The 12,458-nt window shown below is 43.7% G+C and carries 10 protein-coding genes and 1 tRNA gene; 10 read left to right on the forward strand and 1 reads right to left on the reverse strand.

What is annotated here, in order from left to right:
• The first annotated feature begins 54 nt into the window (after positions 1 to 54).
• The 10 genes from N477_RS00880 to N477_RS00925 all read left to right on the forward strand — a co-directional run bounded on the left by N477_RS00880 (position 55) and on the right by N477_RS00925 (position 11,958).
• Positions 55 to 897: a glycosyl hydrolase family 18 protein gene (locus N477_RS00880; protein ID WP_063361275.1), complete on the forward strand. Its 843-nt coding sequence runs from the start codon at positions 55 to 57 to the stop codon at positions 895 to 897.
• A gap of 217 nt (positions 898 to 1,114) precedes the next feature.
• Positions 1,115 to 1,855 (forward strand): hypothetical protein, encoded by a 741-nt coding sequence (locus N477_RS00885; RefSeq protein WP_231098079.1) that lies wholly within the window; start codon positions 1,115 to 1,117, stop codon positions 1,853 to 1,855.
• A 64-nt stretch (positions 1,856 to 1,919) separates the two neighbouring features.
• Positions 1,920 to 2,312 carry a LysM peptidoglycan-binding domain-containing protein gene (locus N477_RS00890; protein WP_063361274.1) on the forward strand — a complete coding sequence of 131 codons (393 nt, stop codon included), beginning with the start codon at positions 1,920 to 1,922 and terminating at the stop codon, positions 2,310 to 2,312.
• 130 nt (positions 2,313 to 2,442) lie between these two features.
• Positions 2,443 to 3,840: an ATP-binding protein gene (locus N477_RS00895; protein WP_063361273.1), complete on the forward strand. Its 1,398-nt coding sequence runs from the start codon at positions 2,443 to 2,445 to the stop codon at positions 3,838 to 3,840.
• A gap of 370 nt (positions 3,841 to 4,210) precedes the next feature.
• A complete protein-coding gene (locus tag N477_RS00900) occupies positions 4,211 to 4,483 on the forward strand; it encodes a RebB family R body protein (protein WP_039607656.1) in 273 nt (90 codons plus the stop codon).
• Between the two features lie 58 nt (positions 4,484 to 4,541).
• Positions 4,542 to 5,570 (forward strand): hypothetical protein, encoded by a 1,029-nt coding sequence (locus N477_RS00905; RefSeq protein ID WP_063361272.1) that lies wholly within the window; start codon positions 4,542 to 4,544, stop codon positions 5,568 to 5,570.
• Positions 5,571 to 5,588: 18 nt separating this feature from the next.
• On the forward strand, positions 5,589 to 6,386 hold the full coding sequence (locus N477_RS00910) for a hypothetical protein (protein WP_063361271.1): 798 nt from the start codon (positions 5,589 to 5,591) through the stop codon (positions 6,384 to 6,386).
• 9 nt (positions 6,387 to 6,395) lie between these two features.
• Complete coding sequence (locus N477_RS00915) at positions 6,396 to 7,319, forward strand: hypothetical protein (protein ID WP_063361270.1); 924 nt, start codon at positions 6,396 to 6,398, stop codon at positions 7,317 to 7,319.
• Between the two features lie 488 nt (positions 7,320 to 7,807).
• A complete protein-coding gene (locus N477_RS00920; RefSeq protein WP_063361269.1) occupies positions 7,808 to 11,089 on the forward strand; it encodes a DUF4062 domain-containing protein in 3,282 nt (1,093 codons plus the stop codon).
• Positions 11,090 to 11,520: 431 nt separating this feature from the next.
• A complete protein-coding gene (locus N477_RS00925; protein WP_063361307.1) occupies positions 11,521 to 11,958 on the forward strand; it encodes a DUF4231 domain-containing protein in 438 nt (145 codons plus the stop codon).
• A gap of 351 nt (positions 11,959 to 12,309) precedes the next feature.
• Here N477_RS00925 and N477_RS00930 read toward each other — a convergent pair.
• A tRNA-Ile gene (locus N477_RS00930) sits at positions 12,310 to 12,386 on the reverse strand.
• Positions 12,387 to 12,458 lie beyond the last annotated feature (72 nt).

Consider the following 12,458-nt stretch of genomic DNA (forward strand, 5'->3'; position numbering starts at 1 on the left):
CCGCTAAGCTGATAACGTAATCTCACTTCAGTTAAATAGATATAAGGAGCTATCATGTCTAAAACCATTACCTACTATAACTCGGGTGCAATCCCACTGATTACTGCCAGCGAACTGCCATATGATGTGGTGAATCTGGCATTTCTAACTTCATCGTCTGACAGCCCGTTCAATTTAGTTTTAAGTGGTGCCATTGCCGCTACGACGTCTAGCTTTACAAGTCGCACTATTGAGGCCATAAAAGCAATGCAACAAAAGGGGCAGAAAGTGCTGATCTCATTTGGTGGCGGTACGATGACTTCTGACGCTTATCGTGCGTTGTCAGCGGACACAGCAAAATTGGCAGACTCTTTAGCAAGCTTTGTGAAAAATAACCATTTAGATGGTGTTGATATCGATTATGAAGACACCGCAGCGTTCACCGGTCAAGCGGGATACAACGGCGCACAATTTTTGGTTTCGTTGACTCAGGAGCTCAGAAAGCGCCTTCCGAGCCCCGATTATGTGATTTCTCATGCACCTCAACCTCCCTATTTAGAGCAGGGGGGATACATGGCAGGGTATGTTGAAGTGGTAGAGCAGGCTGGACAAGACATAGACTGGCTAAATGTGCAGTTTTACAACAACCCACCTTGGAGTGCCAATCCGGACCAAATTGTGAGCTCATACTTGAATTATACAAAGCTACCTAACCTGTCTCCAGAGAAGGTTATTGCTGGCTTTCCTGTCACGCAGAACGATGCGGGTTCGGGGTATATGCCAGTGCAAACAATCATTAATGAAGTGATTAAACCAATCCAAGCACACTCAAGTCTTGGTGGCATTATGAACTGGCAGTTCTCAAGTGACCCAGGTGGCGTCTGGATCACCGAAATTGCACAAGCGCTAGATAGCTAGATCAACATGTGAGGGGGTTGGTACAGGCCGCCTTTGGCGGCCTGTTTTGCTATAGGTATCAAGGCGGGTTAAGGAAAGATAAATTAACGTAAAAAATACCAATCTAAACCCCACTTTTACCAAGTTGGTAAAACCCACCTCTTTTATAGTTAATTCAACCAATTCATGTGTTTGGTTTTTCACCTTCAAATTTATGACACTTAAATAGAGAGAGTTTATGATGGGTAATACATCCCCTTTAGGTTCAAAAGATAACCCAGGCTATGTAAAAGTAACTAATACACCAGAATTACAGCTAGCTTATGCAGAGGTTGCACACCCTCATGCAAAAGGGATTATCTACAATGGCACAATGAAGCCAAGCATTGCAAACAAGTACAAAAGTGAAGGTTATAGCTTTTGTATGCGAAGCCTTAATACCTCAACTGGTTCATCTACCTCAGGTTCTGAAAATACGGAACTGTGCACGATACCGTTGACGGCACAAGAAACGAATCGAATCACAGGTGCAAGTGATAAACATGGCTATGGGCTGGCCTTAATGCCATTCTATATACTTAATGTGTCAAACATTGTTGATCCGACAAGTACTGGCTCAAAAAATGATGGCTCAACAAGTGCACCAGCTGAGAATACGCCGGTATATATCGCCGCAAAGGTGATCGACATGGTGAGTGAAGCCGCAATTCCGATAGGGACTACTGTTTGGTTACAGTTGCAAAATACTGGTGATGGTACAAATTTATCTCTAGTCCAGCAAATTGAACAGCAGATCTTTCAATCCGGTTACTCAGTGGGGATCTTGGGTGACGAAGTTCAGCAACAGCAGCAAACTAACGGTCGCGTTTTGGAGTCTACTTATACGCCGTTTGAGCAATCTGGTAGTGGTACCCAAATACGCACGATCGCCATTGGCGACAATACAGGCTCATACCCCATTTACTGGGCGATTCAATAATATTTCCCGTCTTATATGAGCAGGTAAGCGATATCTGACCTGCTCTTTACTTAGGTCATTCTCTATGCGTACTGTACTTAAATATACCATTCAGCCCGGTGATTCATTGGCTTTAATTAGCATCTCCTTGCGTGCTTGTGCAGGGGTCACTCCTACCGATATAGAGCACGCGAATCCTGCACTATTATCGCAGGAAATCATAAGTGGTGCCCTTATCAAAGTACCTTATTTTAAAGCCCGTGGTTGCCTAAATTACGAAGTGATCAATGGAGATACATTGGAGTCAATTTGTGAGGCACTGGTCAATGCAGCCGGCGTCACCGTGATGGACATCATTGAGCACAACCCCCATGCTAATCTCAATCAACTCACGGCTGGTCAGGTTTTATTGGTGCCTTTTGTGCCTCGAGTTGGCTATATGACGCCGCAGCGCTCCGCCCTTGCTCCATCCGAGTAACGCTTGCGTTTTCATTAAAATTACCAAAAAGTTCCTCATAGTTACCACCTAGCATAGGCACGCATCAGGCTACACTCTCAGGGTAAACCCGCTGATAAAAGTCACCCATTATGACTATGAGGAAAAAGCCATGTGGCAATCTGCAAGCAAAGACGCTATACCTTCACCATCTGACGCTATCTTGAATGCCTATGATCTGGAGCGCGAATGCCGCTGGTTAGACAAGGTCATTCAATATCGAGTGTCACATTACTTCGGTACACCGAAAGACCCTGAGTTGCGCGTCTCAGAGGCGCCAGAGTTGTTACCCATGCCCGCGCCGCCATCATTACAAACCAGTGACTCTCCATTTGCGACTTTCCTCACTGCAAACCATGCCACGGTGACCGAACGATTACTCATCATGCTTGCTTTGGCCCCGATTGTGCGTCCCACTCTGTTTGATGTTTTTCTTTCTATTAACGAGCAGACGAATCGGCCATTTACAGAGTTTGGTATGCGAGAGCACCAAGGGGCGGTGCTTGCAACTGGCGCAACAGCGGCTTTCATAGAGGATGAAAATCAGCTGGTGACTCAATTTAAGGTGCTGGAAAAGCTAACAAGGAGTGCCTTGCTGAGCCAAATGCTCGACATGGATACTGAGTCATCAGCGCAGTCAAGTTTGCACACTCCGCTTGTACTGAAGCCTGAATTTGTGCAGATGTTCACAACTGCTGAACCTTATCACCCCGAAACCAGCAGCCATTTCCCTGCCAGCTTGGTTGACACCCAATTGGACTGGCGCGATTTAAAACTGCCAGATTCGACCCGTGAACAGCTCAATGACATTATCGAGGGGGTCCGGTATGGACAGGCACTGCGTACAGATTGGAAAATTGGCAGACAACTGAGAGCGGGCTACCGCGCGCTTTTTTATGGCCCGCCGGGCACCGGAAAAACCCTAACTGCCAGTGTGCTGGGTAAAGTGTTAGATAAAGCGGTCTATAAGGTAGATCTGTCTTTGATCACGTCCAAATATATTGGTGAAACAGAGAAAAATCTGGAGCAATTGTTTAGCTTGGCTGAACATCGAAATTGGGTGCTTTTTTTTGATGAAGCGGATGCCCTGTTTGGTAAGCGACTGCAAACCAGCTCTTCTAATGATCAGTTTGCCAACCAAAATGTTGCCTATTTACTGCAGCGTATAGAGCAGTTTGATGGCACTGTGATCTTGGCATCAAATTATAAAGACAATATAGATGATGCGTTTTTCCGTCGTTTTGAGTCCATTGTTGAGTTTCAACCGCCTCAATCCGCGCAGCGTTTGGAGATATGGCAAAGTGGCTTGTGTGGTCAATCTCAGCTGTCCTCTGAAGTCTGTTTAACCAGACTGTCTGATGAATATCCGCTCAGTGGTGCTGAGATCATAAATGTATTGCGGTTTGTGTCTTTACGCTTGCTAGCTCAAAACCGCAGTGAAATTCAGCTGTGTGATATTCGAGAGGGAATAGCCAGACTGTCAGATCACCGCACTCAGCTCAGATGGTAGGCGGGTGTGATAAAAACTTGCCTGAGCAATAGAATCGTAACTTTTACCAAGTTGGTAAAAGTACTTAGCGTTATAGTTAAAAGCGCCAACTCAAGTTGGAAATGTCAATCTAGTTGCTAGCCCTGTTACACGCAATATATGGAGCCCGTAGCAGGGCTATTTAGACACGCACAAAAAGCACGCATGTGGGATTGGTGAAAGTAGTCACCTAGGTATTAAAAACCACTGTTTACTGTTAAAAACGCCTGTGAAAAAGCCATTTAATATACCATTTAATCAATCGGTTAAACCAAAACAATCGGTCCAGAACACGCTAAATTATTCCTTACTTTCTAACCATAAACAGTAATTAACCATTAAGGAATAAATCATGGCATTTCCAACTTCAGTCAATGACCAAATCACAGACTCAGTCACGCAAGCGAATGTAAAAGTGCTTGGTGACGCCCCCGCAATGTCGATGGGTAACTTGTTTCAGGCAACTTCACAGGCATTGGCTAATGCAGCGCATAATGCGACAACGGCTCAACAACAAATGGCTGTTACAGCACAAGCTGCCACAACCATGGGCGTGACTACGTTGTATTCAATTGACACGGCAACAACGGGCGTTGCAACTAAAACAATACTAGCAAGTAGCTAACTTTCCATTGGAAGTGCTGTGCTCCATCAGCACTTCTCACACGCTATGAGAAACCATTATGAGCGAACAAAATAATGATGGCGCGCCAATGGATCCTACACTTGCAAACACTGAGCAATCAGAGGATATCCAAGCGCCTTCGCAAAACGAGTCATTGGTAATCCCAGAGGTAACCCACGAAGCAATGGCATTATCAGATCAGCAACCTGAGCTGGATATAGAGCAGGAGCAGACGGCGCCGTTACAGTTGCAACCCAATGAAGCTCCACCGTCTGTTCAGCGCAATGCCCATGACTATATTTATGCATTGGGTCAGCTGAACATTGTATTTCCAAATGAAGGCATTAAGCGGCAGTTTTTGAGTGTGGCCATGGATCTTGGTGTCAATGAGAAAGCCTACTATGAAGTGTTTACCAATAAGGCTTTACCAGTCACTAACCCTGCCCGTGATAAATATTTGTATCTTGCAGAGCAAGTAGACTGGGTACTGCATATCGACCAACAACCTCGCTATGTATTGATGCCAACAACGCCCGTTGAATTACAACAACTCATTGCGGCTCTTAAACCCCCTTCAGATACGCTCGAACCGATTTACACATGTGTGATTGGCCATGTAAGCGCTGCTCAAAATGATTTAGCGTTACCTGAGGTGATCTGTCAGCAGGTTTATCATCATACGCTGACTGACTTGCACAATACGATACAACAAATTTCGAGTGCTGAAACCAACGCTATTCAGGATGTGATCAGAGAGTTGGAATTAAAGCCAAACCTTGGCCGCAATGATTATGATCGGGCTAAAAACTTTGTGGCCTTTCGCTATCCTGACATCTATGTGCAAACCCATAAGATGCTGACAGGTTCGAATGCGATACCTAATGCCTCGTTGCTCCGTATTGCGTTTACCCACTTTGACCCACAATCTGAGCATCAACTGGTGGATATTACATTGACTTATAAAGAAAATGCGTCACCACGGCATCACTATTATTTTCTGCGTGTCGATGTCAGTGGGTTATATCCTTTTATCAATACAGAGATACAGCCATTCATGCCGCTTCAGACAATGATTGCTTCTGGCTAATGCAAAGGAAAAAGTACAATGAACACACCAGACAATGTCTGCGCGCCAGCCCCTGTGCAGCGTGCTTCTAATCAAGCCAACGGCGAACTGGTATATGCCATTGGCAAAATACAGCCGAGCTTTCCGACACTGAATCTCGAAAAACAATACGAGGCTGCCGCATTATCAATAAAGGCCAACCCGGATGAGTTTTATAAGGTGTTTAGTTATCAGGTGACGGCAGATAACCAACCGGATCTCACTTATCGGCCCTTTTTATATCTGGCGCAGCAGGCAACTTGGGTACTGACAATTAACCTCGTCGATTCTTACGTCCTGATACCTGATACGCCCACACAGCTTGATGCGTTGATTGATACTACTAATCATCTACAAGACGACTACGTGATGAATGGCAGGTTGGTTGGCTTTGATATGCCAAATAGCAGGGCGGATTACATGCTGCCTATGGTGAAGGTCAAGCACCTGATCAATACCGCAGACATTAGTATTCCGGTGCTGGCCGATGGTCAACCTGCTAATCGTCAGTTGGCATTGCCTACGTTGAAGCCAACCACAGGCTTAAGTGGGCAAGACAGAGCGGGTAATTATTTTAAGAGTCACTTTTATCAGATTGTCGTGGGCAGTGATCAACAGCTTTTACTCGAGGATGTGCTGGCAATACATGTGCAAGTGCAAGATTCGGAGCCGACTCGCCAAGTTTACGAATTTATTTTGAGTAGTTCGGATCGCAGTCGCTATGCCTGCAATATAGATGTGACCAATCAGTATCCTTTTGTTTCATCCCGATTAGCACCATTTGCTAAAAGTAATTAGGAGGCGACCATGACGCTACCAATGCCAGTTCAGCCTAACAAACCGGTACATCAGTCAGATACCGCTCAGCGCATGATCGCTGAAGAAATTGACATTAATTATAGTGGGGCAATGAGTCGATATGTTTATGCTGTGGGGTACATCAATGCCAAGTTTCCATCACTGAACTTAGAGAAAGAACTGTATCAAAACAGCCTCATGGATAAGCATGGTACGCCTTTGCCCATGCTCAAAAACATCAATGACGACATTGCGCTGCAACGACTCAACCGCAACACTCAGCTATATCAGACCTTGTTTAAAGGCTTAAACGTCAGCACCAATCGTTATATTGCACGCAGTATGGAGTGGGTATTTGACAACCGCTACAATGAACAGTTGTATACACTCGTCATCTCAACCGAGGCGCTGCTTACACAATGTATTTCTGCGCTGGGGCGTGCCCAAAATAATGAGGTAGGACAGGTTGTCATTGTCGGTGAAATATTGGCGCAAGGTGATCTGTTAGTGCACACCATAGTGCCAGTCAGTGCGCTGCCATTTAGTGACGTTATTCACAGTGAAAGCCATAATAATGCCCAGTTTAAAAGTCTGGTTACTGAGATCACATCATTGGACACCTTTTCCGGTGATACCGATGCCACGCGCGCGTTGAACTATGCCCTTTATAATAACTCAGCTATTTACCAAAATTCTTATCATCTGTGCTATCAAAGCCGTTCAGATGGCCCAAACCCTAATGGCTATCAATTGGTTAAGGTGGACGTGAATATTAATCACAGTGGCGATAGGCTGGTGGCGGATGTGATCTTTGCTTACCAAGGGATCAACACCGGCGCGATGCAATTTTGGCGAAGTCGAATTGACGTCACAGGGCAGTACCCTTTTACCGTTGAAGTTTGGCAGCAATACTTACCGAATAACTTGGATTGATATCTATAGTGCTTTCATATTACCGCATTATTAAACTACCAAAAAATGAACGCCAAAGTGGTGGTGACTTGCAATGGCAAGAATAGTCTACCACTTATTTTAGACGTAGAGAGCAGCCTAACGCCCGAAATAGCCGTTTTTAAGCAACTCACAAGCCTGAAGAGTTAAAAGCGGAACAGCCCACTTTGGGTGGAATACTTGGCAAAGAGAATCACTAAAATAGTTAAGGTAAGTTATTAATAATTTTAAAAAGGTTGTTTCTCTATCTGAGAGTTCGTTGCAAACATGGCGACACCATGGAGTTTTAATTTTTATTGAAGTCATGACCCTGTAGCTCACTGATTGTTACCAAATAGAAGAGTATGTACAAAAAAAGTGCCGATTGTGCATCTCCTAAACATGTAACTAAACGGTATAATTTGCACTTGCGAACGGATTTGGTTTAAAGGATATTTTATTGAGGCGACACCCTCATTAAGGATAGCTACATGTCAGAGCAAACGGTTATCAATATATTCATCTCCTCCCCTGGTGATTGTCTGCAAGAACGCGAAACGGCCAAACGTGTAATCGAAAGGCTGAATGGCTCACCTGAAGCAAAGAAAAATAGGTTAACGTTCAAGCGGATCATGTGGGAAGAAATCCCTCCAGGTGCTGGCGAGCCAGATAATACTCAGCTTAGGATCAACCAGATCATGAAGCGATATGATCTCGATCACTATGATATTTACCTTGGTTTTATGAAAAACCGTCTCGGTACTCCGACGGCGGCAGCAAAAAGTGGCACCGTTGAAGAATTTGAATCGGCTTTAGAGGAATTAAAGTCCAAGCGCCAACCTTCAGAAGTCCTATTTTATTTTATTAATCAGGCAGGACAAACTAAGCCGCACCAGGGTGTAGAAGGTTTCAAAAAAGATTTGGAAGGTCGAGGGTTTTTATATCACCAACTACCTTCTGAGCAATTTGAAACGCAACTAACGATTCACCTGACGGTTATGGCAGCCCAATGGCATGCATGGCCCAATCGACTCAAGCGACTCAAGCGCATAGTCAAGCCAGTGGCTAATGCCGTTGCGACCCTGCTATGCATTAGTTTTGTTAACTACTACTACTTTTTTGATTACCGAAGCTCGGAAAGTATTCTATTGCAAGCCGAGCAGGCTGAAGTTGTAACCTTGCTGCAGCGATGGGATAAACTAAGCCCTATGATGGTCCTAAATACCGACTCCACCCGGACTGAGTTAAACGAGCATATTGCGCATAAAATCACAGAAGCAATGACGTTGAGTCAAGGGTTGAATGATTGGAGATTGTGGCATGACCACAGCATATCCCAAAACTCAGCTCGTAGAGCGCATGTGAAAAAGCGACTTAGTGAAAAATTACAAGCCCTAATTGCTCAAAATCACTCTAGTCTTGAGGGGATGGAGGGCTATACATTGTGGCGTTCAGCTTATGAGAGCCGCCTGTTCACTTCAGATGACAAAGATGCGCTGCAATGGTTGGCGGATATTGCTAACCGAAACCTGTTTTTGGCATTAAACCTTCAAGGAAATGAGCCCCCTAAACTGGACCAAATGGGGCTACTGGCAAGCGAGCTAACCCAGCTGGGCGCTTTTTCCAACATATTGACCTCACAGCCATTGAGCGCAGCAATCCAGTGGGAAAATAACGTACAAAGGGCAACATTGGCCAAACTCAGCCAACATTGGCATTACGTGGCTGCAGTAGCAAAAGCACAGTTAAATGATTTCGACGATAAAACCAAGCTGGTACTAACGGATTTTGTCGCTCGGGCTCCTAATGATAAGTTATTGGCATTCCTATCAACTAATACGGCAACAGCACTTGACCATAATAGTCAGAGCGCTATTGTTACCGGGCTAAGTCAGCGGTCACCTAATGAACGGTTTCAAGCCGCTCTTCATTTTATTCAGCTTGCAACCCTGCATGGATATGAAGAAGAGTACTTCACTGAGCCTCCACGAATGCTGTTTGAAGACATGGTTTTTCCTTCTCAACATACGCAATTGATGTCAGCGCTGAAGCAATGGATTGAACAACAGCAGTGGCCACCGTATTACCTGCTAGAAGCCGTTCTATACAACTTACAGCTCAACCAACTTGACGTTCAGTCACAGATAGGCCTGACCAAGCGGTTAGTGAGTATACAGGAAGCGGCTCAAATAGGCGCCTCGGTTAACGTCATCGAATACTTGCAGTATCTGAAGGTTGAGCCAGCTTGGGAATATATACAGGAGGTTCTTCAACAACATATCAATGGGCAGGTCCATTACGGTTTAGCGGAAATACCGGAAAAAGCGGCTTTGTTGCTCGCCTTGCAGCGAACTCAATTAATAGATAATACAAAGGTGGCAATAAGTTTAGTCGAAAAAGCCATTGCGGATGTGCAGGCAGATAAATCGATGAGCTTATCTATATTGAGTCAGGTTTATGCCAACTATTTAAGCCTTTTAGCTCAGTCGAGAGACCTTGATTGGGATATGCATTCAACTATGGTTGATAGGATCATAAAACAAAGATTGGCAGGGCTGAAACAAAGTGCGATTCGTTTGTCATTTGGTCTGGGTCCCTCCGCTGAACGTGACACCTTTTGGGAAAGCATTATCGATGTTCCTTTGGGTAACTTGCTTGATACGCTGTCACTTGAACAGCAAATGACATTGCTACAAGCTCCTTCTGACGGCTTGCCGGTGGCATCGGAGCAGTTCGAAACACGCTTGCTCTATCTGCTTCCGCTTTTTGGTCAAAAGGCATGGAGTGAGGCTTTTATTGATCGCCTAATACCCCATATATTGGCTTTTGAGCTTTATAATCAATCTGTCATTGTTGCCTTGGCAAAAAATCTACCCAATGTTTACCAAGTTCATGTCGTAGAGCAAATATTTAGTCATGATCCCGCTTATGCTATTCTCTTTGCTTATATCAGTAACAGTGATGAGGTGATAGACATCATCATTGGAAAAATTCAAAACAGTACGCAATTAATAGCGGCTGAAAATCATTTATATTGGCTCCCACTAGATAAGCAAAGTGACGTTGCGGCCAAATTAATTACGCAACAACTAGGCAATGGTAATCAGGGAGAAAGTTTACTGTCAGGCGCTCTTAGCAAGCAGGTATACCACCCTCAGCTTGTTGCTCTGGCAGGAAGTATCTTGTCAGAGCCTGATGCGTTAGTGCGTAATCCTGAAGCTTTTGCTTATTTCGTTAACCACGCCTCAGCGGTACAATTACAACAGTTGGATGAAAAGTCGACAGCAACAGTGGTCCGAGATTTCATGTCAGACATCGAAAAAACACAATGGTTAGCCATAGTGCAATCGTTAAGTCCGCAAAACTCAAAAGCTCTGCCTTCACTGGTGACAGACATCTTGTTAGACAGGGTAATTGTCTGGGCTGACAATAATAGCGATATAGGTACGTTTAGCTTCTTGTGCAATCAGTCAGTGTTTCACCCATTGCTGGAAAGGTTGCTGGAAACACATCCCCGCCAACTTCAAAAAATACTGCCTAAGCTGCTATTTGATAATCAGCTTACTGTTGAAGTTTCAGGGCAATTAGCGTACCCCAACGCCGCATTTGAATCCTATCTTATCTGGCTTTATGGTCGTGTTTTATCGATCACAAAAGACCACACTGTGATGAACGATAGATTGCTGCGTAAACTCCTAACACAACTACAGCAAAATACTCTGGCAACGGTTAGAGCTGCTGCACTGTTGAGTGCACAGGTTTCTGAAATTTGACTGACGAGTAGTTGTACTGGCCTCTAAAAAAAAGCAAAGGTTGATATGAAAGGGGTGTGGAGCTAAAAGAAAATAATTGATGTGATCACAAATGCAGAGTTTAACAGAACGGGCTTTTTGATTTCAGTATACATTTCGTAATTAGGAATTATGAAAGTTATAGTATCAATGAATTCAAATAATTTTAGAGACCTTACGGTAGCTGCGTACCATGAGTCATGCAGCTTCATTACAAAGGACGTACTAATCACAATTATTGAGTTTAAAAAGAAGTTTTAGTCTCAGTCAGTTAAACTAAGCGAATATTAGTTATGAGCCCCTTTGGTTCAAAATTGATTATAAAGGTTGATAATAACTCCGTTGCGAAAAAGCACTTTGAAACAAATAGTTTGTAGCTAGAGGCATTGGGGAAATTTATGAAAGGTTATGTCATGGATAAAGAACAATACTTAATAGAGCGGTTAGAGGATCAAATCACTTGGTACGACACTAAAAGTAAATCTAATCAAAGGTGGTTTAAATCTCTGAGAGTCATTGAATTGGTGAGTGCAGCCATAATCCCTTTTATTGCGGGTTATAGTGAATCTGTTCCTTATGGAACGGTTGTAATTGGTGCATTGGGCGTTGTGATTGCTATTTGTGCTGGGTTAGCCTCTCTGAATAAGTATCAAGAGAATTGGCTCATGTACCGAACTACTTGTGAAACATTGCGTCATGAAAAGTATTTATTTATGACAAATACTAGGCCTTATGATGGCGATGAGGCTTTTAATCAATTTGTAACTCGAGTAGAAAATTTGATTTCTAAAGAAAATACTCAATGGGCTCGTTCAATTAAAGAAAAAGCACCTGGCGGGCAAAGGAAGTAGTTTGAACATGTGGGGGGCCACTGTGGTCACAATCGGACAAAGTTTTACTGTGGTAAACCCCTACCTTCATATTTCAAATATTGGCAACTGACAAATATTTTAAAGGGCGGTGGTGTCCACTTTCTCATGTGGTCTCCAGCTTTAATCAGTAAGCAGCTAATACAACTACAATATATACATACTTTAAATATAAAGTTATAAAAGAAAATAAAAATACTGCATTTATCAATGAAAAAATCACGTAAGCATTGGTTATGTCAGCGTTGAAATTTAATTTAGGACAATAATAGTAAAAGTTTGACTAATGAAATCTTATTTAATAGGAGAATATTAGGTATTACTTGAGAAAAATGGTGGCCCCACCTGGACTCGAACCAGGGACCTACCGATTATGAGTCGGGTGCTCTAACCAACTGAGCTATAGGGCCATTTTCATCGATTGTGTGAAAACAATCTTTTGAAGCGCTGGCAGTATATGAATTTTTGCGCCACTTGTCACT

The sequence above is a fragment of the Pseudoalteromonas luteoviolacea H33-S genome (genome assembly GCF_001625695.1).
Classification (GTDB): domain Bacteria; phylum Pseudomonadota; class Gammaproteobacteria; order Enterobacterales; family Alteromonadaceae; genus Pseudoalteromonas; species Pseudoalteromonas luteoviolacea_B.